The sequence below is a fragment of the Streptomyces sp. NPDC002994 genome (assembly GCF_040611155.1).
Taxonomy (GTDB): Bacteria; Actinomycetota; Actinomycetes; order Streptomycetales; family Streptomycetaceae; genus Streptomyces.
Window position 1 is genome coordinate 93,701 of sequence record NZ_JBEXNQ010000020.1, and the last position, 23,379, is coordinate 117,079.

The window sequence follows — 23,379 nt, forward strand, 5'->3', positions numbered from 1 at the left end:
CGGGGCCGTCTACGGCGCCCCGCGGTCCGCGTTCTGGGGGCTTGCTTCTCATGCTCAGGTATCTGCCGTTCCTCATCGTTCTTGCGCTGTGGATCTATGCCTTCATCGACTGCCTGAACACCCCCGAAGAAGAGGTCCGCCACCTCCCCAAGGTGGTGTGGGTGATCATCGTGCTGCTCTTCGGCGAGGTCCTGATCGGCCCCGTCGCGTGGCTCGCCGTCGGCAAGGTCCGCAAGGGAGCCCGAGGCGGCTCCGGCAGCACACCCTCCGAATGGCACCGAGGCCACAAGCAGGACTGGGTCGCCCCCGACGACAACCCCGACTTCCTGAAGTCCCTGAAGGACGAGAACGCCAAGGACGAGTCGATGATGAAGGACTGGGAAGCGGACCTGCGCCGCCGCGAAGAGGAACTCAAGCAGCGCGACGAAGGCGGCCCTGAGGACCCGACGCCGCCGAAGCCCTGACCCGCTGACGCCGACCGTACGAAACGGTGACCGCGGCCAGCAACGGACCCCAGGCGAGCAGCGGGGCGTAGCAGGCCAACATGAAGGCGTAATGACCACCCGCGAGGCTGCCGGCCTGGTCAAAGTCACTGACGAGCATCGCCGCCAGGCTGCCCCACCAGACAAGGACGACCAGGCCCGCGCCGGTGTACCCCGCAGCAGTGGCGATACGGGGGTCGACCCGCTTACCCCCAACAAACGGAAGCCAGTCCGGAGTGGTTTCGCCCCAGGAGCGAACGAGCCCCAGCGTCAGCAAAGCCAACACCTCCGTAAACACACTCAGCCCAACCATGTACACCGTGCCCCACCCCGGCGAGTCGTACTCCGTCACCATCTGCTCGCGGGTGTGTCCAACCGGCACTCCCACAGCCATCGCGATGCGCCAGAGGGAGGACGGGAGCGTAACGAGGACTGTGGCGTGAGCGGCCCATACGGCCCACCGGGGAGCAATCGCCCGCTCCCAGGAGGAACCCGGCCCGCCGTATGGCGGAGGCCGCCTCGCACATCACGGTGCCAGGAGGGGACGTGTCGGGGCGCTCCCCGCAGGGCGTTGAACGCAACCACCGCGAACGAAGCAACGCAGTGCCCGAACGTTCGACGACCGAGGAGACGCCGCGACGCGGCACCGACCCCGGAGCCCCGGAAAAACACCGACCCCGGATTCGAAAACCCGTGCATGCGTCAACTTACGCACCGTAAGCTGGAGTTGACGTAGCGACACATGTGGCCCGCGGAGGTGCTGTGGACAGAGAGCTGTTCGGCCGCGAGGCGGTCCTCGACGGTCTTGCGCCACGGCTCATCGGTCTGCCGCCCCGCGGTTTCCAGAAAGTACCTTTCGAGCACCGCGACGACCTCCCCGCCGTAGTCCTCACGGGCGGGCGCGGCATGGGCAAGACCGCCGTACTGAAACGACTCCACACCGCCTACCGCCACCGCACCCCCATCGCCCTCATCGACTGCGAGCGCGCCGAGTTCACCGAGCGGACTGCCCCCTCCCTCTCCTGGTCGCCCGTCACCGAGGCCCTCGCCGAACTGGGCGAGCAGCTGGCCCCCTCCGTGCACGGCGCCGGAGCCGTGGAGTTCCCCCGCCTCGCCGCCGGCCTGCTCGCTGTCGCCAGCCTCGGCTGGCGCCCCCACGACGACGAGAACATCCTCGCCGAGGGCCTCCGCCTGGGCCTGCTCGTAGAGCCCGGCTCCCGCTGGCGCAACCAGACCCGCACCTGGCTGACCAAAGTCGTAGCGAAGTTCGCCGCAATGGCTTCCGGCGTCGGCCCGGGCCTCGACGTGGTCGTGGAGACAACAGTCGAGTCACTCCTCGACGACCTGTTCAACCGGGGCCAGCGCGCCTCCGCCGACTGGTACGGCGACTATCCCGGCGCCGGCGGCAAGGCCAAGCGCGGCCTGACCCTCCTCGCCCTGCACTTCCGGCGCGGCAGCGAGCACCGCGTACGCGCCGAGCGCCACCTCATCGGCGCGCTCCGCGCAGACCTGGACGCCGCCTACCAGGGGATGGGCCGGTTACGCCGCGTAGGCCGGCCGGTGGTCCTGCTGGACAACGCCCAGGCACCCCTGGGCCGCCACCTCCTCGAGCCCGTACTCCGCGACCGCGCCGACGGCAAGCGCGACCGCGTGGTGCTGATCGCGGCCCTGCGCGGGCACGACCACCCCGCGCTGCGTCACGCCGTACGCCGAACCCTGCCGGAGGTCCGGCACGAACTCGGCTGGCGGCGAGGACGCGAAATCGCATCGGGCGCGATATCCGTGGAGCTCACCCCGCTCGCCCCCGAGCACGTCCGGCAGATCTTCGACCGCAAGGACCCCCGCCAGCTGACCCAGCCGCAACTGGCCCGCGCGGTCCACCGCCTCACGGGCGGCCGCCCGCTGGGAGTGGACCTGCTCGCGCAGGCCGCCGGCCAGGACGAGCACCCCGAGCGGTTCACCCCCGCCTCGCTGCTCGCCGCGCCCGTCACCCTCCGCGAGGACCGCGAGGGCCAGGAGGTGGCCGCCGAGCTGCTCGCGCGGCTGGTGCCCGCGTCCCGGCTCGACTGGCTCACCGTGCTCGCCCCCGCGCACGACGTGGCGTCGGCGGAGGCACTGGCCGCGTCGCGGCTGCCGGGCGAGGAGGGGCGTACCGGACTGGCCGCCGTACGCGACGTACGGACACTGCTCGCGGACGAGCACTGGCCATCGGCCCAAGGCCACTTCGTGGGCGACCCCTTGCTGCGCACGCTCCTGCTGCACCGCCTGCGACACGGCGACCGCGACTCCACCCGCTGGAGGGCGGTCCACCAGACCCTCCGCGACCACTACGCCAACAACAGCACACCGCACCGCCTCCACCACGAACTGGCCCTAGGAGCAACAGAAGGCGCCGTCACGTACCTCCGCGAGACCTTCCCCCGCGCCGACGCCCGCGTCTGGCTCGACGAGCTCCGCTTCATAGCGTCGGCGCCACATTTCGACGCCCCGGACGTACGCCGCCCCGTGGCGCTCGGCCGCACCGACGCACCGGCGCCGGCGCCGCCGCCGGGCGCCGACACCACGCTCCATCTGCGCATACGCCGCCTGCTGTTCGCGGTGTGGCAGCTGACCGACCCGCTGGCGCTCCCGGACGACGAGGTGACCGAAAAGATGGGGTACGAACTGGGCCTGCTCTCGGAGCTGCACAGTTCGGGCAACGAAGTCCTGTGGCAGGCGTCCCGCTCATGGCCGCAGGCCGTACGCGAGTGGCGTCTACCGGCCGGCACACAAACAGCCGGCACACCAACAGACGGGGGCGGGGAATGACGCGGGGAATGACGGACTGGTTCCGCAGGGTCTTCTGGTTCACACCCCTGCGCAAGGGCCTCACGGTACTCCTCGCGCTGGCGACCACCGCAGCCCTGTCCTACGGCGGCTATCACGTACTCAATCCCGACCTCTCCTGCGCCAAGGGCGTGGCCCGCCCCGAGGAGGGTGCGGAGTGCGTGGGCGTCTCCGGAGACGGCTACGCCTTCGAAGTGCCAAAACTGAACGACGTGGCAAAAGCCATCGCCCGGGAAAACGAGAGACTGAAGCCCGGTGAGTACGCGACCGTAGCCGTGATGCTGCCGCTCACCTCCACGGACAGCGGCTTGCGCACCAAGGTCCTCCACGAGCTGCAGGGCGCGTTCCTCCAGCAGTACGCCGCCAACCACGATTCCAACGGGATGAAGCCGAAGATCCGGCTCGTACTGGCCAACACGGGCAAGGGGAACGCCCACTGGCGTACGACGGTGGACCGGCTCAAAGCCATGACGGACGGCCCCGACAACCTGCGGGCGGTCTCCGGGGTAGCCACCAGCAGCGCCGAGACCAAGGCCGCCGTGAAGGAGCTGACCGGCGCGGGCATCCCGGTGATCGGGACGACCATCACCGCCGACGACATAGCCAACGGCCCCGGCGACGGCCCCGACGCCGACCCGTACCCCGGTCTCGCCCGCGTCTCGCCGACCAATCACGACGAGGCCCGCGCCATCGCCGACTTCGGCAAGGTAGAGGCGAAAAGGGCTGTGCTGGTACGGGACACGCGTCCCGGCGACCACTACACGACCACCCTCAAGGACGCCTTCACCAAGCTGCTCACCGACGCTCCGTACCAGGCACAACTGTTCACCTCCCCGCCGGATCCCACTGAGGAGGGCCCCACCGCGAACACCTTCCGGCAGATCACGCTGCTGCTCTGCAGCAGCAACCGCGTGGACACGGTGTTCTTCGCCGGACGTCACACCCAGCTGCGGCAGTTCGTGAACGCGCTGGGCCGGCGCGGCTGCGACAACCGGAAGTTCACCGTGCTGACCGGTGACGAGGGCTCCTACCTCGGCGGCGACAACGGCCCCGAAAAGGAGGCACTCGCCGGCGTCAGCGTCCGGTACGCCTCGCTGGCGCACCCCGACGCCTGGAAGGAGGGGCAGCCCGGCACGCCGAAGACGGGCGGGACCCCGGCGGTGTTCACGACCTTCAAGGAGCGGCTCGCGAAGGCGGCGGCGGACCCGGAGATCGGCCCCATCGGCAAGACGTCCCTCACCGACGGCCAGGCGATCATCGCGTACGACGCCATGGCGACGGCCGTGCAAGGCATCCGGGAGGCGGCCGGAGGAGGCGAGAAGCTGCCGGAGATCCGCGATGTCGTCACCCAGTGGCGGCAGATGAACGGACCGCTGAAGGTGGAGGGCGCGAGCGGCTGGATCTGCCTGGACAACCACGGCAACCCGTACAACAAGGCGGTACCGATCGTGGAGCTCGCCCGGGACGGCACGCAGCGGTTCGTGGAGATCGCCTGGCCCGAGGGGAGCCCGCCGGCTCAGGACTGTCTGCCGCCGGGCGCCTCGTAGGCGGCGTACAGCTCGCGGTAGCGCTCCAGGGTCCGCGCCGACCAGTCCGGGCGGCGGCCGCCGAGGAAGTCGACGAGGTACTCCAGGTGCTCGTGCCAGCCCGCCAGGCGGCTCAGCCGCTCGGCCCACCCGAGCGTGGCCACCTCGTTGGTGAAGCGGAGCACCGTGCCGTTCGTCGCCCCGGCCGGCGCCAGGTGGAAGCGGATCCGCCCCTGGGCGCCGACGGTGTACTCGGCGACGTGCTCCAGGTCCCAGGCGGTGACGGTGCCCTCGGAGACCGCGCCGGCGCCGAGTCCGGCCCGCGTGTCCGGCCGGGGGTCCAGGGCGTGGGCGTGCCCCCCGGGCAGACCCAGCTGCCACCGCAGGGTGACCGCGCCGCCCAGGCGCGGCTCCAGCGGTTCGGCGACCGCGAGCCATCCGCGCAGGCCGACGGGGGTGGCGAGGGCCGGCCAGACCTGGTGCACGGGGTGCGCCAGGTTCAGCGTGAACCGCAGCACGTCCGTGTGTTCGCGGTGCTCGCAGGTGCCCGGACCGATCACATCCGCCATGGCTCCAGCCTCACCCCGCGACGGCGCTTTCGCACCTCCTGCTCAGGGGTCTCAGACGCCCGCGTACGAGTGCTTGCCGCTGAGGAAGATGTTCACGCCGTAGTAGTTCCACAGCCAGCAGCCGAACGCGAAGAGCGCCAGGTAGGCGGCCTTGCGGCCCTTCCAGCCCGCCGTCGCGCGTGCGTGCAGGTAGCAGGCGTACACGACCCAGGTGATGAAGGACCAGACCTCCTTGGGGTCCCAGCCCCAGTAGCGGCCCCACGCGTCGCCCGCCCAGATCGCGCCCGCGATGATCGTGAACGTCCAGAGCGGGAAGACGGCGGCGTTCACGCGGTACGCGAACTTGTCGAGCGAGGCCGCCGACGGCAGGCGCTCCATGACGGAGGTCGCGAAGACGCCCGGCTCGCCGCCGCCGGCGAGCTTCTCCTCGTACGCGTCACGGAAGAGGTAGAGCAGCGTGCCGACCGCGCCGAGGTAGAACACCGCACCGCAGAAGATCGCGGTGGAGACGTGGATCCACAGCCAGTACGAGTCCAGCGCCGGAACCAGCTGGTCGCTGTCGGTGTAGAGCCACTTCGTGGCGATACCGAGGTCCAGCAGCACCGTCGTGACCAGCGGCAGTCCGGCCCATCGCACGTTCTTCTTCGCGGCCAGGATGGCCAGGTACACGCCGACGACCACCGTGGAGAAGGTGATCGAGAACTCGTACATGTTGCCCCACGGCGCGCGCTGCACCGACAGGGCGCGGGCCACCACGCCGCCCGCCTCGACGAGGAAGGCGAGGGTGGTGAGGGAGATGGCGACGCGTCCGTAGAGGTCGCCCTTCTCCGTGCCGCCCGCCGCGCCGGGACCGTCCGGTACGTCGCGGGTGCCGGCGGCCGAGCGGGTGATGATCTTGGGCTTGTCGAGGACGGCAGTGGAGCCGCCGGACCGCACCGTCACCGACGGTGCATGGGCCGCCGCGCCGTCGCCGGTCAGCGCGGCGGCCGTACGGCCGACCTTGCTGCGGCTGCCGAAGACCCACTCGGCGATGTACGCGAGGAAGGCCAGCGTGTAGACGGCCATCGACGAATAGATCAGCACGTTGCTGATGTTGGCGAGGTTCTCGTTGGTTGCGGCCGCGAGATTCACGCGCGGACTCCTTCGACAGGTGCAGGTTCAGCGGGATCAGGTGCCGTCGGCGCCTGTGAATTGAGCGTTGCGGCCAGGTCGGCCAGTTCCTCGGGGAGCTTCGAGGACTCGCTGCGGCCGAGTCCGGCCATCTCGACGACGGTGACGCCGTCCGCACCCCGCACCGCCCGGACCCACACACGGCGGCGCTGGATGAACAGCGACCCGGCGAGTCCCGCGATCGCGGCGATGGCCCCGGCCAGCGCGGGTACGTTGCCGGGCTGCTGCGAGATCTGGAAGGTCGCCCACTCCTTCACATCCTTCTCGAACGTGATGGAGCCCGCGCCGTTCGGCAGCTTCATCGTCTCGCCGGGCAGCAGCCGCTGCTTGAGCAGAGCGCCCTTGTCGTCCTTGAATTCCTTCATCTTGCGCTTGTCGAGCTGGTACACGTTCTGCGGCAGACCCGCGTTCACACCCAGGCTGCCGTGGTACGCGTTGAGCGCGAGGACGGGGAAGTCGAGACCCGGGTACTGGGAGAGCATCGTGCCCTTGCCCGCGCCCGCGAACGTCGGCACGAAGAACGCCTGGAAGCCCAGCTGGTCCTTCTTGCCGTCCTTGTCGCGGTAGCCGTCCATCACCTTGATCGCGCCGGACGAGGTGACGTTGGAGTCCATGGGCAGCAGCGGCACCGCGTCCCTGAAGACTTCCTTGCCCCTGCCGTCCCGGACGGTGACGACCGGCGCGTACCCGTGGCCGATGAGGTAGACCTTCGAGCCGTCGACCTCCAGCGGCCGGTTCACCTCGATCGTGGCCTTCTTCTCGGCGCCGTCCGCCCCCTTGGCGTACGTCACATGGGCCTCGTACGTACGGGGCGTGCCGCGCTGGGGGCCGGAGCGCTCGTACGTCCCGACGAACTTGTCCAGCTTGAAGCTGAACGGCGCCAGGTCGTGGTCCCGGTCGAAGAGCGACCCGGACTTGAAGTCGTCGTACTGCGTGAGGGTGTTGGCGAAGCCGCCGCCCTCGACGACCAGCTTGCCGCCCTCGGACTTGAAGAGCTGCCCGGTGGCGAAGGACACCAGCATCACGATGAGCGCGATGTGGAACATCAGGTTCCCGGCCTCGCGCAGGTACCCCTTCTCGGCGGCGACCGCGTCCCCTGCGGTGTGCGACCGGAAGCGGCGCTGCTTCAGCATCGCCAGCGCGGCCGCGCGGACCTGTTCGGGCTCGGTCTCCGTACGCCAGGTCGTGTACGCCGGAAGTCGCGTCAGGCGGCCCGGCGCGCCCGGCGGGCGGCTACGTAGCTGGCCGACGAACTGCCAGGTGCGGGGCACGATGCAGCCGATGAGGGAGACGAAGAGAAGGATGTAGATCGCGGAGAACCACACCGAGCTGTAGACGTCGAAGAGACCAAGATCGTCGTAGATGGGGGCCAGCGTCTCGTGCGCCGCCCTGAATTCCTCGACCTTCGTCTCGTCCACACCGGTCTGCGGAACGAGCGAGCCGGGGATCGCGCCCAGGGAGAGCAGGAAGAGCAGGATCAGCGCGACCCGCATCGACGTCAGCTGCCGCCAGAACCAGCGCACCCAGCCCGTCGTCTCGCGCCAGGCCCAGGCGATCCGGCCGGCCGCACCGGGCTGCATCACGCCGCCGAAGGAGCCGGGGACCGTCCGCTCCTGGGGGGCGGTGGAGAGCTGGGCGCCGGCTTCGCCGAGTTCCTGCTCGTCGGCGGCGGTCGCCTCGTCCGTCGTCTCGGTCTTGCTCATGGAACTCAGATCCCCACCGTGAAGCTGTTCGTCCAGCCCTGCATGTCCTGAATGATGCCGTTCCAGATCCCTGTCACGAGCAGGAGGCCGGTCACGATCATCATCAGGCCGCCGATGCGCATCACCCACACGTAGTGCTTCTTGACCCAGGCGAACGCCCCGAGCGCCCGCCGGAAAGCCATCGCGGCGAGCACGAAGGGCACACCCAGGCCGAGGCAGTACGCGACGGTCAGTATGGCCCCGCGCCCCGCGCTCGCCTCGTTGAACGCGAGGGTCTGGACGGCGCCGAGCGTCGGGCCGGTGCACGGCGCCCAGCCGATGCCGAAGAGTGCGCCCAGGACGGGCGCGCCCGCGAGACCGGCCGCCGGCCGCTTGTGGATGCGGAATTCGCGCTGGGTGATCCAGGGCATCACCCCCATGAACAACACACCCATGAGGATCATCAGGCCGCCCAGCACCCTGGAGAGGGTCTGCTGGTACTCCTGGAGCGTGTTGCCGAAGTAACCGAAGAGCGCCCCGGTCGAGACGAAGACGGCGGTGAAGCCGAGCACGAAGAGCGAGGCGCCCACGACCATGCGGCCGCGCTTGGCCTCCGCCAGGTCGGTGCCGCTGATTCCTGTGACGTACGACAGATAGCCGGGTACGAGCGGCAGCACGCACGGCGAGAAGAACGAGACGAGACCGGCGGCGACGGCGATCGGCAGAGCGAGTATCAGGGCACCGCTCAGAACCGTCGGGTTCGGGTCGGTGACCGCGGCGGCGAGAAAGCTCACTTGGTCACTTCTCCGCGATCAGCGGGTCGATCATCTCGCGCAGCTTCTTCTCGCTGAGGGCGGTCAGCGAGCGCGCCGCGATCTTCCCTTCGCGGTCGATCACGATCGTTGACGGAACGCCCTGCGGATTCAGACTTCCCTTGGGAAAGCGGAGAATCAGCTTGCCGATCGGGTCATAGAAGCTGGGATACGCGACGCCGTAATCCTCTTCGAACTTGATCGCCGGCTGCGTGGAGTTGTCACGCGTGTTGATCCCGACGAACTCGACGCCCTTGTCCTTGGTCTCCTTGGCGACCTTCGCGAAATACGGAGCCTCCGCCCGGCAGGGCGGGCACCACGAACCCCAGACGTTCATGACGACGACCTTGCCCTTGAAGTCGTCGATGTCGAGCTTTTCGCCCTGGAGGGTCGTGCCGTCGAGCTTGGGGGCGTCCTGCCGCTCACCCCTGGCGACGGTGGAGAGGCCCGCGCTGCTGGTCACGAAGTTCGTACCGCCCGAGCCCGACGACGTACTGCCGTCGCCTCCGCACGCGGAGAGCGCGAGTGCGCCTGCGATCACGACGGCGCCCGCCGACATGGCGCGGCGGGTGCGGTTCGAGCGGCGGCGGGGGGCGCGGCTGAGGCTCATGTGAAAAGTTTCGCATGAGCGTTCCAGCGATCTTCCGCGCCCCCCATGGTGCCCGTAAAGCCCCTTGTCAAGAGGCCTTAAGGAAAGACTTCCAGCCGCCCGCCGGGGACTGCCCGACTTCGAGGGAACGCAGCTTGGCGAGCACCTTCGGGTCCTGCACGTCGAGCCAGTCGCAGAACTGCCGGAAGGAGACCAGGCGTACGTCCTTCTTGCCCGCCATGCCCTTGAGGGCCTCTTCGACGGCGTCCATGTAGATTCCGCCGTTCCACTGCTCGAAGTGGTTGCCTATGTAGAAGGGCGCGCGATTGCTCTCGTACGCCCGCCGGAAACCGGAGAGATAAGCCTCCGTGGCCTGCTTCTTCCAGCCGGGGTAGCGCGACGGCATGCCCTGAGTCGAATTCTTCGACTGGTTGGCGAGGATGTTGTAGTCCATCGAGAGCACCTCGAAGGAATGGCCCGGGAAAGGCATCGCCTGGAGCGGCAGGTCCCACAGGCCGCCCCGCTTGGCGGGCCACATCTGGCGGCCGCCGGGCGAGCTCGCGTCGTAGCGCCAGCCGAGCTTCTTCGCGGTCGGGAGCAGGTTGTCCTGGCCGAGGAGGCAGGGGGTGCGGCCGCCGACGAGTTCCTTCTCGTAGTCGAAGGGCAGCGGGTCGAGGTCGGTCCAGCCGCTGTTGGTCTTCCACTCGGTGACGAAGGACTTGGCCTGGGCGGTCTCGTTCTCCCACTGGGCGGGCGTCCAGTTGCCGACCGAGCCGGAGCCGGCGCAGAAGTGCCCGTTGAAGTGGGTGCCTATTTCATGACCTTCGAGCCAGGCTTGGCGTACGTACTTCAGCGTGTCCTTGATGTGCCCGTCGGTCAGATAACCGATGTCGGAGGCGCCGACGCGGTTGTTCGGCGGCTTGTAGAGGCTCTTCTTCGACTCGGGCAGGACGTAGAGCCCGGAGAGGAAGAAAGTCATCGCCGCGTCGTGGTCCTTGGCGAGCTTGAGGAAGCGCGGGAACAGGCCGTTGCCGACCTCGCCCGCGCCGTCCCAGGAGAAGATCACGAACTGCGGCGGGGTCTCGCCGGGCTGGAGGGGGACGGGCTTGTCCGGCTGGTTCGGCTGCTTGCCGGTGTCGGCCGTCGAGCCGTCACCTATCAGGCGTACGTCCCCACCGGTCTTGGTGGGCGACGGGGTGCCACCGCCTTCACCGCCGCCCTTGCCGCCGCCGGTGCGGCCCGCACCCGATTCCGTCGAACCGGAAGGGCCGCAGCCGGCTATGCCGACCGCGGCCGCTGCTCCGAGTCCCAGTCCGAGCAGACCCCTTCGACTCATGTCCCGCATACCGTCGCCCCATCCGCGCTTGTCGTCCCCGTTGACGTCCGCCGGTCATACAAACGGACATCGGGTAAGAGGCGGTGGTGCGGAAACGGGTTCCGGCGAACCGGCACATTTTTGCCAGGAGTGGCCGGAAAGCGGCGGATATTACGCGCCGAATGCCTTCGCTTTACCCTTTACGGGCTTGGCGCCGGCCAGCAGATGCGCCGGCACAAGATCGCGGGCCGGCTCGCTGTAGGTGACGGACACGATCTTGTCGCCCTCGAACGTGAACGACGTGAGCGAGGCGAGCGTGCACTGCCGCTTTCGCGGGTCGTGCCACAGCCGCCGCCGCTCGACGAAGCTGCGCAGCGTCCAGATCGGCAGCTGATGGCTTACGGCGACCGCCTCGTGCCCGCGCGCCGCGTCGCGCGCCGCGTTCAGGGCGCCCATCATCCGTACGACCTGCTCGATGTACGGCTCGCCCCACGACGGCTGGAACGGATTCGTCAGGTGCTTCCAGTTCGCCGGCCTGCGCAACGCGCCGTCCCCGACCCCGAAGGTCTTGCCCTCGAAGACGTTGGCCGCCTCGATCAGCCGCTCGTCGGTGGCCAGGTCAAGACCGTGCGACTTGGCGATCGGCGTCGCGGTCTCCTGGGCGCGCTCCAGCGGCGAGGAGACGACGTACGCGATGTCCCGCCCGGCGAGGTGCTCGGCGACCCGGTCGGCCATCTGCCGCCCGAGCTCGGAGAGGTGGTACCCGGTCCGGCGCCCGTACAGGACCCCGTCCGGATTGTGCACTTCGCCGTGCCGCACCACGTGGACGACGGTGGTCTCGCTGCTCATGCCGTCGCCTCCGCTGCGGCACGGGCGGCGGCGGGCAGGGCGGCGGCGATGCGCTCGATGGCCCGCGCGTCGTGGGCGGTCGAGACGAACCAGGACTCGAAGGCGGAGGGCGGCAGGTAGACGCCGTCGGCGAGCATCGAGTGGAAGAAGGCGTTGAAGCGGAAAGCTTCCTGCGTCCGCGCGTGGTCGTAGTTGCGCACCTCGTCGGCCGTGAAGAAGACCGAGAACATGTTGCTGGCCGTCTGAAGCCGGTGCGCGACACCTTCCTTGGCGAGCGCCAGGGTGACGAGCTCCTGGATCTCCCTCGACACCGCGTCGACCTTCGCGTACGCCGCGTCGTCGAGCAGCCGCAGCTGCGCGAGCCCGGCGGCGGTCGCGACCGGGTTTCCGGAGAGGGTGCCCGCCTGGTAGACGGGGCCGGCGGGCGCGAGGTGCGCCATGACGTCCTTACGGCCGCCGAAGGCCGCGGCCGGGAAGCCGCCGCCCATGACCTTGCCGAAGGTCATGAGGTCGGGCGCGACGCCGTCGATGCCGTACCAGCCGGCCTTCGACGTACGGAAGCCGGTCATGACCTCGTCGGAGATGTAGAGGGCGCCGTCGGCCTGGCACAGCTCCTTGAGCCCGGCGTTGAACCCCTCCCCCGGCGGGACGACGCCCATGTTGCCGGGCGATGCCTCGGTGATGACGCAGGCGATCTCGCCGGGGTGCGCGGCGAAGGCGGCCCGCACGGCATCGAGATCGTTGTACGGCAGAACGATCGTGTCGCCGGCCTGCGCGCCCGTCACGCCGGGCGTGTCGGGCAGCGCGAAGGTCGCGAGGCCGGACCCGGCGGCGGCGAGCAGCGCGTCGACATGGCCGTGGTAGCAGCCGGCGAACTTCACGACCTTCGCCCGGCCGGTGAAGCCGCGGGCGAGGCGGATGGCCGACATCGTCGCCTCGGTGCCGCTGGAGACCAGCCGTACCTGCTCGACCGGCGCGATCCTGGCGACGATTTCCTCGGCGAGCGCGACCTCGCCCTCGCCGGGCGTACCGAAGGAGGTGCCGCGGGCGACAGCCTCCTGGACTGCGGCGATGACTTCGGGGTGGGAGTGGCCGAGGATCATCGGCCCCCACGAGCACACGAGGTCGACGTACTCGCGGCCGTCGGCATCGGTGAGGTACGGACCGGTACCGGACACCATGAAGCGGGGCGTACCGCCCACGGCACGGAATGCGCGGACCGGAGAGTTCACGCCGCCGGGCGTCACGAGGGACGCGCGGTCGAAAAGCGTCTGCGAAACTGGGGCGTCATAGGGGAAGCTCACACAAGCCATGGTGTCAGAGGCTCCGACGGTCTTGCGGACAGGTGTTTCACCACACGTGTTTCACCGCACGGGCGTGGGGGAGGTCACTGACACGATGATCGGGTTGCGCGGCCGTGGCCGCGAGTGGTCGGGTGGAGATATGCATCGCGGTGGCGGAGTGGGCGAGGGGACCGACGATTTGGGTCCTGAGCGGGCCCAGCGCGGCCGGCATCGGCGTGAGCGCGAGCAGGCTCGGGAGCGGGAGCGCGAGGCGATCGCGGACACGGGAAACAGGAGTGGCCGGGTGGGGGTGACCTACAAGTACTTCGGCGCTCCGAACGGAGCCACCGCTGCCCGCGTGCCCATCTCGATGCGCCCGGAGGAGCTGGGCGGCGACGAGCTCGGCATGGGCGGCATGTTCACGAAGATCAAGCCGGAGACGGTGGCGGCGATGGTCCTGACCGGTATCGAGGGCATACCCCTGCACAAGGTGCCGCCGCTCGAACTGGTCGTACTCCACCCCGATTACGCGGTGGTCAAACTCCCCATGACGGTCGTCGACCCGCTGCGCGGCATCGGCGAGGAGTCGGTGGGCGCGGCCGCCTTCATCTGGTCCACGGTCCCGGACCGGGGCGGGCCGCGCGACGCGTTCAATGTCTACCAATTGCTCCACGAATGGCAGGACTTCAGCCACCGCCTGCACGAGGCGGGCCACCAGCCGTACTGCCTGGTCTGGCCATGACCCTCCCCCGGCCCGACCCGAGAGTGTGACTTCTCGATCAAAGGTCGGTCCGGTCATGTCCGGTTTGTGATCTTCAGCAGTCGCTTCAGCGTGCCGATGCAACGGGCATCGACGCTGAAGGAGGCCCGCCGTGGGCGACGTTCTGGCTGCCCTGGCCATACCTGCCCTGTTGTGCGCCAGTGGCATCTACGCCGCGTGTTCCTGCTGGTGGCGGCGGAGGCACCCGGCCCCGCCGCCGTACTCGCAGAGCGCCGCGCGGCTCGCGGAACTGGACCTGATGGCAGTCACCGAGTGCATCATCAGGGAATCCTGGGCGGAGCTGGACGACCTCTACCGCGCCCCGGTGTCGGACCCCGGGACCAGACCCTGACGCCCTGAACATTCCAACCGGCGGAACGCCGTCAGCCGCGACGCCTGGAAAGCCGCCGTGGCGCAGTACCTCCCCGGCTCGTTCGCGGACTCACTCCTCGACCACTGGGCGCGCAACGACCGCTCCCCCCGTACCCCTCACCCGCACCGTCGAGGAGCTGACCGGGTACCCGGCCCGGTCCTTCGCCGCCTGGGCGCGGGAACACGCGGCGGCCTTCACGGGCCAGAAAGCCCTGGATGCGGCGTACGCCCCAATGGCATGCTGGCGGCGTGAACGGACCGGAGATCCACCTCAGCGTCGCCCCCGAACTGCACCTCTTCGTATCGGCCGAGCGGCGGGCCGGGCGTACGGCTCTGACCACCGACGGAGCCTCGACGCTCGGCCACGTTGTCGAGTCGCTGGGGATCCCGCTCACCGAGGCAGGACGCCTGCTCGTCGACGGCCGTGAGGTCCCGGTCTCGCACATCCCGGCGGCGGGCGAGAGCGTCGAGGTCCGCGCGGTGCAACGGCCGCAGCGGGTGCCGGGCGCGCCGCTGCGCTTCCTCCTCGACGTACACCTCGGCACGCTGGCGCGGCGGCTGCGGCTGCTGGGCGTCGACGCCGCCTACTTCAGCGAGGACATCGGCGACCCGGCCCTCGCCACGCACTCGGCGCGCGAGCAGCGCGTACTGCTGTCGCGGGACCGGGGGCTGCTGCGGCGCCGCGAGCTCTGGGCCGGCGCGTACGTCTACAGCGACCGCCCCAAGGAGCAGCTCGACGACGTACTGAGCCGGTTCGCGCCCGCTCTCGACCCCTGGACGCGCTGCGTCGCCTGCAACGGCGAACTGAAGCACACCAGTAAGGAGTCCGTCAGTGGCCTCCTCGAAAGCGGCACGGAGCGCTCGTACGACGCCTTCGCGCAGTGCACCACGTGCTCCCGCGTGTACTGGAACGGCGCACACCACTCCAGCCTGCAGACGATCGTCGAGGACGTCATGCGTACGTACGGCGACGCGCAAACGCAGCGGCAGGCATCCTGACCGTCAGTCCAGTTCGCCGCCGCGCAGCCGCTCGACCTGCGCGGCGCTGACCTCCACCGTCCGCCGCATGTGGGCGATGATCAGGGCGAGTTCGTCATCGTCGTACGCGTCGAACATCTCGGCCCAGCGGCCGCTCAGCTTCTCCCACACCGCGCCGAACTCGGCCATCCGCTCCGGCACCGCCTCGACCAGCACCCGGCGCCGGTCCTGCGTGTCGCGCCGCCGCGTGAGGTACCCGGCCCGCTCCAGCCGGTCGACGAGCCGGGTCGCGGACCCGGTGGTGAGCCCGGTCAGCTCCGCGACCCGTCCGATGGTGACCGGACCGGTTTCGAGGTTGAGGAGATTGAGGCACTGCAAGTCGGTGGGGTGCAGCCCCAGATGGTCGGCGACCGCCTGGCTGAAGAGAGCGTACGAAGCCATGTAGCGGCGGGATTCGGCGGTCAGCTCGGCCACCAGGACACCGCGCCGGGCCGTACTGCTGTCGCTGCTCCTGCGCTTCTTCTGCGGCATGCAGAAAGTGTACGGAGCAAAGAGCGCTCCACCCGCTACGACCGCTACGGCCGCTCCGCCGTCAGATACCGCTGCACAGTGGGCGCCAGCCAGTCGATCACTTCCTGCCGCGTCATCTCCACGGCGGGCGGCAGCCGCAGCACGTACCGCGCCATGGCCATGCCGAGTATCTGGGAGGCGACCAGCGCGGCCCTCATCGGGGCTTCCTGCGGATCCGGGCTCACACCGGCGGCCACCGGCCCGAGCTGCTCCCGGAATATGGCCTGCATACGCGCCGCCCCGGCGGCGTTGGTGACACCGACCCGCAGCAGGGCGGTAAGCACCTCGTCCGCCTCCCAGCGGTCGAGGAAATGGCCGACGAGCACGGCGCCCACATGCTTGCCCGGCAGCCCGCCCAGCTCAGCCAGCTGCCCCACATCCGGCATGCGCAGGTCGAATTCCGAAGCGGCGGCGAACAGCCCCTCCTTGTTGCCGTAGTAGCGCATCACCATCGACGGGTCGATCCCGGCGTCGCGCGCGATGGCGCGGATGGTGGCGCGCTCGTACCCGTCGGCCGCGAAACGCTCGCGGGCGGCGTCGAGGATCGCCGCCTTGGTGGCGTCGGACCGGCGGGGTGGCGGAGCGTCGGGAGCAGGCGTTTCACTCATGTCAACAACTGTAGGCCAACAGCCGTTGACATTCCATAGCTCGAAAGAAGGAACTCACAGGAGCTCACAGGAACTCAGAAGAAGTAGCCGTCCCCGCTCGCCGGCACCAGCACCTCGTGCTCGTTGTTCCGCGGATTGCGATCCGTCGCACCGCCGTTCCACGCCGTACTGATCCGCACCACCACCTCGGACGGATCCCCGGACGCCCGCAAATGGAACGCGAAGTCACGGCCGCTCCCGCCCACCCGCAACACACCGGTCCGGCACAGCGCCTCACGCTCCCCGCCCCAAAGGCAGTGCGGCGGCAGCTCCCGCGCACCCTCCAACGGCACCGAAAAGCGCACCCGCACCGTCGCGTCCCTCACCCCCGAAGGCCCGCGATTCCCGGTCTCCAGCCACACCCCGAGCCGTCCCCCGTCCAGCATGGCGTGCCCGCGATACGCCACATCCGCCTCAGGGGCGATCCGAAAACCCCCCACGCCCGCCACCATCGCCATCACAGCGGCCCCCACCGCCACAACCCTGCGCACCCGCATCGCAACCATGCCCAGAACATACCGATTTCTCCCGCCGGAGCCGCCTCTCCCCCCATGACACGCTGAACGCATGACCGTCGCCCGCTCCGCCGCCCTCTTCCTCCTCGCCGCCCTCTTCGAGATCGGCGGCGCCTGGCTCGTCTGGCAGGGCGTACGCGGCGGAGCCCGCCACCAGGGCCGCGGCCTCCTGTGGATCGGCGCGGGCGTCATCGCCCTCGGCGCGTACGGCTTCGTGGCGACACTCCAGCCCGAGGGCGAATTCGGCCGCATCCTCGCCGCGTACGGCGGCGTCTTCGTCGCCGGCTCCATCGCCTGGGGCGTGATCGCCGACGGCTACCGCCCCGACCGCTGGGACGTCATCGGCGCCCTCATCTGCCTCGCCGGGATGGCCGTCATCATGTACGCACCACGGCATCGCTAGCCTGTCCCCATGTCTACGCCTATCGCCGTCATCACCGGAGCGAGCAGCGGAATCGGCGCCGCCACCGCCCGCCGACTGGCCGCCGCCGGCTACCGCGTCGTCCTCACCGCCCGCCGCAAGGACCGCATCGAAGCGCTGGAAGCCGAGCTCACCGCCGCCGGCCACCAGGCGACGGCGTACGCCCTGGACGTGACCGACCGCGAGGCAGTCGACGAGTTCGCCACCGCCTTCCGCACCCTTGCCGTCCTCGTCAACAACGCCGGCGGCGCACTCGGCGCCGACCCCGTCGCCACCAGCGACCCCGACGACTGGCGCCAGATGTACGAGACCAACGTCATCGGCACCCTCAACCTCACCCAGGCCCTGCTCCCCGCCCTCACCGCGAGCGGCGACGGCACGGTGGTCGTCGTCTCCTCCACCGCCGGCCACGGCACGTACGAGAACGGCGGCGGCTACGTAGCCGCCAAGCACGGCGCGCACGTCCTCGCCGAGACCCTCCGCCTGGAGATCGTCGGCACCCCGGTCCGCGTCATCGAGATCGCCCCCGGCATGGTCAAGACGGACGAATTCGCCACCACCCGCTTCCGCGGCGACACCGAAAAGGCCGCCAAGGTCTACGCGGGCGTCGCCGAACCCCTCAGCGCCGACGACGTGGCCGAGACCATCACCTGGGCGGTCACCCGCCCCAGCCACGTCAACATCGACCTCCTGGTGGTCCGCCCCCGCGCCCAGGCCTCCAACACCAAGGTTCACCGCGAACTGTGACCACGACACCGCCCACCACGGACGGCAGCAGACACATCCCCTTCGAGCGCCTGCACAACGTCCGCGACCTCGGCGGCTACCGCACCACAGACGACCTCATCACGCGCCTGCGCGCACAGCTCCTCACCTGAACCCCGAAAACGGCCCGCGCCGGGAAACGAACTCCCGACGCGGGCCGCCTCCGACCGAAGCGTCTCCCGTCACCACCCACTACGGCCGACCGCCCTGATCACGAGCCTCACCCGCCACGGTCTGTCCCGACTGACGTGCCTGCTCGCTCACCTGACCGGCCTTGTCACGCGCCTGCTCCTGCGTAGTACGCGCAGCCTCGGTGGCAGTCTCCTTGACCCCCTGAACCGCCTGCTGCGCCGCCTGGGTGGCGTCCTCCTTCAGATGCTGCGCCGACTCGACCGCCGCCTGCTTGACCGGCTCGATCGCGCCACCGGCCCGGTCCGCCAACTGCGCGGCCGCCTGCTCCTCGGCCTGCGTACTCGGCAGCATCGAGCCGACCAGCAGCCCCGCCCCGAAGGCGATCACACCGGCCGCCAGCGGATTGCCCTCCGTCTGCCGCAGAGCCTCTTCAGGTGCCTTCTTCACTGTCTCGCCCGCCTGTCCAGCCGTCTGACGTACAGATTCGGCAGCCTGCCCGGCGCCCTCCTGCACCGACTGAGCAGCCTGCTGCGTACGGTCCTGAGTCCGGCCCGTGGTGTGCGAGGCCGTCCCCATGACCCGTCGCCGCACCCCGGAAACCGCACCCCGGACACGCCGGCTGCGGCGCCGGGCTATCCGGCGCGGACTCGTGCGATCGGCCAGCAGCTCCACATCACCGGACAACTTCTCCCGCGTCGTCTCGATGTCAGCCCTTACTTGGTCGGGTGACGTGCCCATTGCGCGTCCTCCTTAAGTGTCTGCACGGTACGTTCCGGCTTCGGCGACACACTGCGCATCCGGGAGCGGCCCATCACGAACAGGACGGCGCCCACCACGGCCCACACCCCGGTGACGATCAGCGCGGCCCAGCCGGCGTCCATCACATTCGCCAGGCCGAACACGGCCGCCAGCGAAGCGAAGAGCGCCACCATGTAGCCGGCGAAGCCCGCCCCGCCGAACATCCCCGCGGCCTTGCCCGCCTTGGTGGCCTCCTCACGGATCTCGAGCTTGGCCAGCTCCATCTCCTGCCGGAAGAGCAGCTGCACATCCGAGGTGATCTCCGACAGCAGCTCGCCGACCGGCCTGTCCTGTTGCGCCCGCCCGGAAGAGGCCTGCCGCGTATACGTAGACATCGCCATCACTCACACCTCCGGTGCACCAGGCAGCCCTGCCCACCCGGGAGCCTGAGCCACACTGCTGTCGGTTTCAGGCGGCGGCGGAGCCTGCACCGGCGGATCCTGCGGGAACTGACCAGCCCTGTCGGCCCTGCGACCTCCGTCGCCACCCGCGCCCGCCTGCGCCTTTCCGGCCTTGGCCATCCGGCCGACGGCCAGCCCGGCCAACGCCGCGCCGCCCAGGAACGCACCCGGCCGCCGCCGCGCGAACCCCTTCACGTCGTCCACCACGCCACCCAGGCCGTTCCTGTCCAGGTAATCGGCCGCCCGGTGACCACCGTCGGCCGCCTGCGCCACGAGGCTGCGCACCGGGGAATCACCGGGCGCGTTCTGGGCCATCCCGTCGAGGTCGTCCGCCCACTTCCGCAGCGTGCCCGCCGCGCGCTCGGCCTGGCCCTCCACCTCATCGCTCACGCGTCCCCGCAGGTCACGCGCCGCCGTACCGGCCTGCTGTCGAGCCTCACCGGTGACGGCCTTGGCCTGCTGGGCAACCGAGCCGGCCACCTCACCCGCAGCCTGCTTCGCCTGACCGGCTGTGACCGACGCCTCCTCTTTCGCTGTCTGCCCGGCCTGCTGGACACGCCCGGCTCCGCCATTCGCGGACACACCACTCATGGATTCCACCTTCTCCGGGGATGCGCGAAGCCCGACCACTACGCCGACACCTCACGCCACACCCCGTGTCTCTCGTGCTGGCTGGGACACCTTCCGGGTAACCCCTCACAAGCGCCCGAAACGAGGGAAATCCACATTCAAAATCCACTGCCACGCGGGCACGCCCGCACGCGCGGAAGGCCCCGGCAACCACAACCGGGGCCTTCCGCTCTCTGCGCTCAGGGCATCTCAGCCCTTGACGCAGATGACCTGCTTCAGCTTCGCGACGACCTCCACGAGGTCCCGCTGCTGGTCGATGACCTGCTCGATCGGCTTGTACGCCGCCGGGATCTCATCCACGACACCGGAGTCCTTCCGGCACTCCACGCCCCGCGTCTGCTCCTCCAGGTCCCGAGCGGAGAATCGCCGCTTCGCCGCACTGCGGCTCATGCGCCGCCCCGCACCGTGCGAGGCGGAGTTGAACGACTTCTCGTTCCCGAGCCCCTTCACGATGTACGAGCCCGTACCCATCGATCCCGGGATGATCCCGAAGTCGCCGGAGCCCGCCCGGATCGCGCCCTTTCGCGTGACCAGCAGGTCCATCCCGTCGTAACGCTCTTCGCTGACGTAATTGTGGTGACAGGAAATGACCGGCTCGAAGGACACCTTGGCCTTCTTGAACTCCCGCCGGACAACGTCCTGGTAGAGCCCCATCATGATCGCGCGGTTGTACTTCGCGTACTCCTGCGCCCAGAAGAGGTCATTCCGGTACGCCGCCATCTGCGGGGTCTCCGAGATGAAGACCGCCAGGTCACGGTCGACCAGCCCCTGGTTGTGCGGCAGCTTCTGCGCCTGACCGATGTGGTACTCGGCCAGCTCCTTGCCGATGTTCCGCGAGCCGGAGTGCAGCATCAACCAAACAGAATCCGTTGAATCTATACAAAACTCGACGAAGTGGTTGCCGCTTCCGAGCGTTCCCATCTGCTTCGTGGCGCGTTCCTGACGGAATTTGACCGCATCGGCGACCCCCTCGAACCGCCCCCAGAAGTCGTCCCACCCCGCCGTCGGGAACCCGTGCAGCCGACCCGGGTCGACCGGGCTGTCGTGCATCCCCCGGCCGACCGGGATGGCCTGCTCGATCTTCGTCCGGAGGCGCGAAAGATCACCCGGAAGGTCGTTCGCCGTGAGTGATGTTTTTACCGCCGACATGCCGCAGCCGATGTCGACACCGACCGCCGCCGGGCACACCGCGCCGTGCATCGCGATCACCGAGCCGACGGTGGCGCCCTTGCCGTAGTGGACGTCCGGCATGACGGCGAGGCCCTTGATCCAGGGCAGGGTGGCGACGTTCTGGAGCTGCTGCATCGCGCCGCCCTCGACCGTTGCCGGATCGGCCCACATCCGGATCGGAACCTTCGCGCCCGGTACCTCTACGTACGACATAACTCCTCTATTCCCCCGAAATGCAGATAACGCAAAACTGGCGCCAAGTACCGCGAAAGAGACAGCGGACCGGCGTTGTGGCCAGCGCGTGCGATACACATTGTGTCCACCGGCCGCTATCGCGCGGCAACCGTATTTCCGATCGAAGGGAGCCTGGGACCGTGCAGCGAAAGGTGTTCGTACCCGGCGTCGCGCTCCTCGCGACGCTTGCCGCCGGCTGCACCGGCAGCTCCGGCACCGAGGACTCCGCCGCCGACGCCAAGACGGGCGAGGCCAACACGTCCGTCGCCGCCCCCGGCAAGTACCGCACGCTCCGTGAGCCCTGCGGCTCCGTCGACCGCGGCATGCTCCGCGACCTCCTCCCGGGCGCCGCCACGCTCCCCGAGGAGCAGCAGGAGAAGGCGTACGACGGCACCGCCGCCGTGACGTACGACACGGACCGGCGCGTTGGCTGCCGCTGGAAGGTGGACTCCCCTGGCGCCTCGCACGACCTCAAGGTCGACTTCGAGCGGGTGGTGTCGTACGACACCGACGTGAGCGACGACGACCGCGCGAAGGACGTGTACGGGGAGCAGGAGATCGCGGCGGACCTCCCGACCCCCACCCGCGGCCCGGAGGAGGGCGAGGGCGGCGCGGAGGAAGACGGCGAGGGCAGCGCGTCCCCGAGCAGCAGCGACTCCCCCACACCCGGCGCCTCCAAGGCCGGGGACGAAGGCGATCCCGCCACCGGGACGCCCGACAGCACAACCAGCGCAGGCACCGACACCGCGAGCGGCGGCACCGGCGCCCAGGCCCCCGAGGCCCCCCAGGGCCTCGAACCCCGTACCCTCGCCGGTCTCGGCGACGCCGCCTTCCTGGACGACGCCCTGATCCGCTCCGGCTCGACCACCCAGCGCCGTACCGTCACCGTGGTGTTCCGTACCTCGAACGTCATCGTGACCGTCCAGTACAGCGAGCACCCCGCCCTGACCGCAGATGTCCCCGACAGCAAGGAACTGCAGGAGAAGACGCAGGCCCTGGCCCGCAGGCTCGCCGAGCAGTTCAGCGAATGAGTGTCAGCCCCCATGAGTGAAGGAACCATGCACCAGCACCGATCAGCCCCGCGACTCTCTCGCATACTCGCCTGCGCAGCCGTCCCGGTGATGCTCGTCGCCGCCGGCTGCTCCTCGGATTCCGGAGGCGACAAGGACGCGTCCCCGTCCGCCAGCGCCTCGCCCTCGGTATCGGCGAAGCCGACCGTCAAGCCGGCGGCGTTCTCGAAGCTGCCCGAGCCGTGCAAGTCGATCAAGCAGAAGACGGTCGATTCGCTGGTGCCCGGGGCGAAGGACAAGTCCGGTACGGCCGACAAGTCGAACGACGTGTCCGCGCGCGGCGGCTGTTCCTGGAACGGTCTGGACAGCAAGGGCGTCGACGGCTCGCAGTACCGCTGGCTGTCCGTCTCATACATGAGGTACGACTCCGACCAGACCCGCGGCGCCGGCGACAAGCTCGCCGAGGAGTACTACGCGAAGCAGGTCGAGGCCGCGAAGGCGACGGACGGCGCGAAGAAGGTCAAGGACGAGCCCACCGCCGGCACCGGTGACCAGGCGACCACGGTCACGTACGACCTCCGCAAGACGGACGCGGACTTCAAGTACGCAACGGTCGTGACACGTACGGAGAACGTCGTCGCCACCGTCATCTACAACGGCGCCGGCTACCAGGGCGCCAAGTCCCCCAAGGGCGCCGACCTGCTGAAGGACGCTCAGAAGGCGGCCAAGGAGGCGGTGGCCTCGGTCACCGCGGCCAACAAGTAGCCCGTCGCAGCAACCAGCACATACCACCCCATCTCCGACGCGTACCGGAGCCCGGTCTTCCCCTTGAGGGCCGGGCTCCGCCCCTACCCGCGCAACGCGACCCGCACA

Annotated in this window: 26 protein-coding genes; 11 read left to right on the forward strand and 15 right to left on the reverse strand. The window is 69.5% G+C overall.

Going from position 1 to position 23,379, the window contains the following annotated elements:
- Window positions 1–50 precede the first annotated feature (50 nt).
- From ABZX79_RS25625 to ABZX79_RS25635, 3 genes are all read left to right on the forward strand, one after another.
- Window positions 51–464 (forward strand): PLD nuclease N-terminal domain-containing protein, encoded by a 414-nt coding sequence (locus ABZX79_RS25625; protein WP_355262111.1) that lies wholly within the window; start codon window positions 51–53, stop codon window positions 462–464.
- A gap of 780 nt (window positions 465–1,244) precedes the next feature.
- Complete coding sequence (locus ABZX79_RS25630) at window positions 1,245–3,290, forward strand: hypothetical protein (RefSeq protein WP_355262114.1); 2,046 nt, start codon at window positions 1,245–1,247, stop codon at window positions 3,288–3,290.
- A gap of 8 nt (window positions 3,291–3,298) precedes the next feature.
- Window positions 3,299–4,855 (forward strand): hypothetical protein, encoded by a 1,557-nt coding sequence (locus tag ABZX79_RS25635; RefSeq protein ID WP_355262117.1) that lies wholly within the window; start codon window positions 3,299–3,301, stop codon window positions 4,853–4,855.
- Here the strand turns inward: ABZX79_RS25635 and ABZX79_RS25640 are convergent.
- The 8 genes from ABZX79_RS25640 to hemL all read right to left on the reverse strand — a co-directional run bounded on the left by ABZX79_RS25640 (window position 4,825) and on the right by hemL (window position 13,133).
- Complete coding sequence (locus tag ABZX79_RS25640) at window positions 4,825–5,403, reverse strand: hypothetical protein (protein ID WP_355262120.1); 579 nt, start codon at window positions 5,401–5,403, stop codon at window positions 4,825–4,827. The genes ABZX79_RS25635 and ABZX79_RS25640 overlap by 31 nt on opposite strands.
- 51 nt (window positions 5,404–5,454) lie before the next feature.
- A complete protein-coding gene (gene ccsB / locus ABZX79_RS25645) occupies window positions 5,455–6,534 on the reverse strand; it encodes a c-type cytochrome biogenesis protein CcsB (RefSeq protein ID WP_355262123.1) in 1,080 nt (359 codons plus the stop codon).
- The gene (locus tag ABZX79_RS25650; protein ID WP_355262126.1) at window positions 6,531–8,276 is read right to left on the reverse strand and encodes a cytochrome c biogenesis protein ResB; all 1,746 of its coding nucleotides are present in this window, start codon (window positions 8,274–8,276) and stop codon (window positions 6,531–6,533) included. The genes ccsB and ABZX79_RS25650 overlap by 4 nt, the downstream gene beginning before the upstream one ends.
- A 5-nt stretch (window positions 8,277–8,281) precedes the next feature.
- Window positions 8,282–9,049 (reverse strand): cytochrome c biogenesis protein CcdA, encoded by a 768-nt coding sequence (locus tag ABZX79_RS25655; RefSeq protein ID WP_355262129.1) that lies wholly within the window; start codon window positions 9,047–9,049, stop codon window positions 8,282–8,284.
- A gap of 4 nt (window positions 9,050–9,053) precedes the next feature.
- Window positions 9,054–9,626, reverse strand: coding sequence for a TlpA disulfide reductase family protein (locus tag ABZX79_RS25660; RefSeq protein ID WP_355262275.1), 573 nt, complete (start codon window positions 9,624–9,626; stop codon window positions 9,054–9,056).
- A gap of 118 nt (window positions 9,627–9,744) precedes the next feature.
- The gene (locus tag ABZX79_RS25665) at window positions 9,745–11,001 is read right to left on the reverse strand and encodes a hypothetical protein (protein WP_355262132.1); all 1,257 of its coding nucleotides are present in this window, start codon (window positions 10,999–11,001) and stop codon (window positions 9,745–9,747) included.
- Between the two features lie 141 nt (window positions 11,002–11,142).
- Window positions 11,143–11,820, reverse strand: a complete 678-nt coding sequence (locus tag ABZX79_RS25670; RefSeq protein WP_355262135.1) for a histidine phosphatase family protein — start codon at window positions 11,818–11,820, stop codon at window positions 11,143–11,145.
- Window positions 11,817–13,133 carry a glutamate-1-semialdehyde 2,1-aminomutase gene (gene hemL / locus ABZX79_RS25675; RefSeq protein ID WP_355262138.1) on the reverse strand — a complete coding sequence of 439 codons (1,317 nt, stop codon included), beginning with the start codon at window positions 13,131–13,133 and terminating at the stop codon, window positions 11,817–11,819. The genes ABZX79_RS25670 and hemL overlap by 4 nt, the downstream gene beginning before the upstream one ends.
- Before the next feature lie 130 nt (window positions 13,134–13,263).
- Between hemL and ABZX79_RS25680 the strand changes: the two genes are divergently transcribed.
- The 3 genes from ABZX79_RS25680 (at window position 13,264) to ABZX79_RS25690 (ending at window position 15,234) form a co-directional block, all read left to right on the forward strand.
- Complete coding sequence (locus ABZX79_RS25680; RefSeq protein WP_214973260.1) at window positions 13,264–13,845, forward strand: hypothetical protein; 582 nt, start codon at window positions 13,264–13,266, stop codon at window positions 13,843–13,845.
- 130 nt (window positions 13,846–13,975) lie between these two features.
- Window positions 13,976–14,215: a hypothetical protein gene (locus ABZX79_RS25685; protein WP_355262141.1), complete on the forward strand. Its 240-nt coding sequence runs from the start codon at window positions 13,976–13,978 to the stop codon at window positions 14,213–14,215.
- Between the two features lie 269 nt (window positions 14,216–14,484).
- Entirely contained in the window at window positions 14,485–15,234 is a 750-nt protein-coding gene (locus ABZX79_RS25690) for a Mut7-C RNAse domain-containing protein (protein WP_355262144.1), read from the forward strand.
- Between the two features lie 3 nt (window positions 15,235–15,237).
- Here the strand turns inward: ABZX79_RS25690 and ABZX79_RS25695 are convergent, their stop codons facing one another.
- The 3 genes from ABZX79_RS25695 to ABZX79_RS25705 all read right to left on the reverse strand — a co-directional run bounded on the left by ABZX79_RS25695 (window position 15,238) and on the right by ABZX79_RS25705 (window position 16,936).
- Window positions 15,238–15,744 carry a MarR family winged helix-turn-helix transcriptional regulator gene (locus ABZX79_RS25695; protein WP_355262147.1) on the reverse strand — a complete coding sequence of 169 codons (507 nt, stop codon included), beginning with the start codon at window positions 15,742–15,744 and terminating at the stop codon, window positions 15,238–15,240.
- 44 nt (window positions 15,745–15,788) lie between these two features.
- A complete protein-coding gene (locus ABZX79_RS25700; protein WP_355262150.1) occupies window positions 15,789–16,391 on the reverse strand; it encodes a TetR family transcriptional regulator in 603 nt (200 codons plus the stop codon).
- Window positions 16,392–16,465: 74 nt separating this feature from the next.
- Window positions 16,466–16,936 (reverse strand): hypothetical protein, encoded by a 471-nt coding sequence (locus tag ABZX79_RS25705; RefSeq protein ID WP_355262153.1) that lies wholly within the window; start codon window positions 16,934–16,936, stop codon window positions 16,466–16,468.
- A gap of 61 nt (window positions 16,937–16,997) precedes the next feature.
- On the opposite strand from ABZX79_RS25705, the gene ABZX79_RS25710 reads away from it, so the two are divergent.
- From ABZX79_RS25710 to ABZX79_RS25720, 3 genes are read left to right on the forward strand one after another with little or no spacing between them, the layout of a single operon-like run.
- Window positions 16,998–17,348, forward strand: a complete 351-nt coding sequence (locus tag ABZX79_RS25710; protein WP_355262156.1) for a YnfA family protein — start codon at window positions 16,998–17,000, stop codon at window positions 17,346–17,348.
- Window positions 17,349–17,357: 9 nt separating this feature from the next.
- The gene (locus tag ABZX79_RS25715; RefSeq protein ID WP_355262159.1) at window positions 17,358–18,113 is read left to right on the forward strand and encodes an SDR family NAD(P)-dependent oxidoreductase; all 756 of its coding nucleotides are present in this window, start codon (window positions 17,358–17,360) and stop codon (window positions 18,111–18,113) included.
- A complete protein-coding gene (locus tag ABZX79_RS25720; protein ID WP_355262162.1) occupies window positions 18,110–18,244 on the forward strand; it encodes a hypothetical protein in 135 nt (44 codons plus the stop codon). Before ABZX79_RS25715 ends, ABZX79_RS25720 begins: the two co-directional genes overlap by 4 nt.
- Window positions 18,245–18,323: 79 nt before the next feature.
- Here ABZX79_RS25720 and ABZX79_RS25725 read toward each other — a convergent pair whose 3' ends face one another.
- From ABZX79_RS25725 to ABZX79_RS25740, 4 genes are all read right to left on the reverse strand, one after another.
- On the reverse strand, window positions 18,324–19,001 hold the full coding sequence (locus ABZX79_RS25725; protein ID WP_355262165.1) for a DUF3618 domain-containing protein: 678 nt from the start codon (window positions 18,999–19,001) through the stop codon (window positions 18,324–18,326).
- Window positions 18,977–19,402 (reverse strand): phage holin family protein, encoded by a 426-nt coding sequence (locus ABZX79_RS25730; RefSeq protein ID WP_355262168.1) that lies wholly within the window; start codon window positions 19,400–19,402, stop codon window positions 18,977–18,979. The genes ABZX79_RS25725 and ABZX79_RS25730 overlap by 25 nt, the downstream gene beginning before the upstream one ends.
- A gap of 3 nt (window positions 19,403–19,405) precedes the next feature.
- The gene (locus ABZX79_RS25735) at window positions 19,406–20,053 is read right to left on the reverse strand and encodes a hypothetical protein (RefSeq protein WP_355262171.1); all 648 of its coding nucleotides are present in this window, start codon (window positions 20,051–20,053) and stop codon (window positions 19,406–19,408) included.
- 228 nt (window positions 20,054–20,281) lie between these two features.
- Entirely contained in the window at window positions 20,282–21,475 is a 1,194-nt protein-coding gene (locus ABZX79_RS25740) for an RtcB family protein (protein WP_355262174.1), read from the reverse strand.
- Between the two features lie 161 nt (window positions 21,476–21,636).
- Here ABZX79_RS25740 and ABZX79_RS25745 point away from each other — a divergent pair, with 161 nt between their 5' ends.
- Window positions 21,637–22,527: a DUF3558 domain-containing protein gene (locus tag ABZX79_RS25745; protein ID WP_355262176.1), complete on the forward strand. Its 891-nt coding sequence runs from the start codon at window positions 21,637–21,639 to the stop codon at window positions 22,525–22,527.
- A 12-nt stretch (window positions 22,528–22,539) separates the two neighbouring features.
- Complete coding sequence (locus ABZX79_RS25750) at window positions 22,540–23,271, forward strand: DUF3558 domain-containing protein (protein WP_355262179.1); 732 nt, start codon at window positions 22,540–22,542, stop codon at window positions 23,269–23,271.
- The last annotated feature ends 108 nt before the right edge of the window (window positions 23,272–23,379 follow it).

Bases quoted from the DNA above. Each gene is read 5' to 3' on its own strand.
- ABZX79_RS25715 (WP_355262159.1), top strand. From the start codon at position 17,358: ATGTCTACGCCTATCGCCGTCATCACCGGAGCGAGCAGCGGAATCGGC.
- ABZX79_RS25725 (WP_355262165.1), bottom strand. From the start codon at position 19,001: ATGGGCACGTCACCCGACCAAGTAAGGGCTGACATCGAGACGACGCGG.
- ABZX79_RS25730 (WP_355262168.1), bottom strand. From the start codon at position 19,402: ATGGCGATGTCTACGTATACGCGGCAGGCCTCTTCCGGGCGGGCGCAA.
- ABZX79_RS25735 (WP_355262171.1), bottom strand. From the start codon at position 20,053: ATGAGTGGTGTGTCCGCGAATGGCGGAGCCGGGCGTGTCCAGCAGGCC.
- ABZX79_RS25700 (WP_355262150.1), bottom strand. From the start codon at position 16,391: ATGAGTGAAACGCCTGCTCCCGACGCTCCGCCACCCCGCCGGTCCGAC.
- ABZX79_RS25660 (WP_355262275.1), bottom strand. From the start codon at position 9,626: ATGTCGGCGGGCGCCGTCGTGATCGCAGGCGCACTCGCGCTCTCCGCG.
- ABZX79_RS25635 (WP_355262117.1), top strand. From the start codon at position 3,299: ATGACGGACTGGTTCCGCAGGGTCTTCTGGTTCACACCCCTGCGCAAG.
- ABZX79_RS25640 (WP_355262120.1), bottom strand. From the start codon at position 5,403: ATGGCGGATGTGATCGGTCCGGGCACCTGCGAGCACCGCGAACACACG.
- ABZX79_RS25705 (WP_355262153.1), bottom strand. From the start codon at position 16,936: ATGGTTGCGATGCGGGTGCGCAGGGTTGTGGCGGTGGGGGCCGCTGTG.
- hemL (WP_355262138.1), bottom strand. From the start codon at position 13,133: ATGGCTTGTGTGAGCTTCCCCTATGACGCCCCAGTTTCGCAGACGCTT.
- ABZX79_RS25680 (WP_214973260.1), top strand. From the start codon at position 13,264: ATGCATCGCGGTGGCGGAGTGGGCGAGGGGACCGACGATTTGGGTCCT.
- ABZX79_RS25740 (WP_355262174.1), bottom strand. From the start codon at position 21,475: ATGTCGTACGTAGAGGTACCGGGCGCGAAGGTTCCGATCCGGATGTGG.
- ABZX79_RS25670 (WP_355262135.1), bottom strand. From the start codon at position 11,820: ATGAGCAGCGAGACCACCGTCGTCCACGTGGTGCGGCACGGCGAAGTG.
- ABZX79_RS25750 (WP_355262179.1), top strand. From the start codon at position 22,540: ATGAGTGAAGGAACCATGCACCAGCACCGATCAGCCCCGCGACTCTCT.
- ABZX79_RS25665 (WP_355262132.1), bottom strand. From the start codon at position 11,001: ATGCGGGACATGAGTCGAAGGGGTCTGCTCGGACTGGGACTCGGAGCA.
- ABZX79_RS25710 (WP_355262156.1), top strand. From the start codon at position 16,998: ATGACCGTCGCCCGCTCCGCCGCCCTCTTCCTCCTCGCCGCCCTCTTC.
- ABZX79_RS25625 (WP_355262111.1), top strand. From the start codon at position 51: ATGCTCAGGTATCTGCCGTTCCTCATCGTTCTTGCGCTGTGGATCTAT.
- ABZX79_RS25695 (WP_355262147.1), bottom strand. From the start codon at position 15,744: ATGCCGCAGAAGAAGCGCAGGAGCAGCGACAGCAGTACGGCCCGGCGC.
- ABZX79_RS25650 (WP_355262126.1), bottom strand. From the start codon at position 8,276: ATGAGCAAGACCGAGACGACGGACGAGGCGACCGCCGCCGACGAGCAG.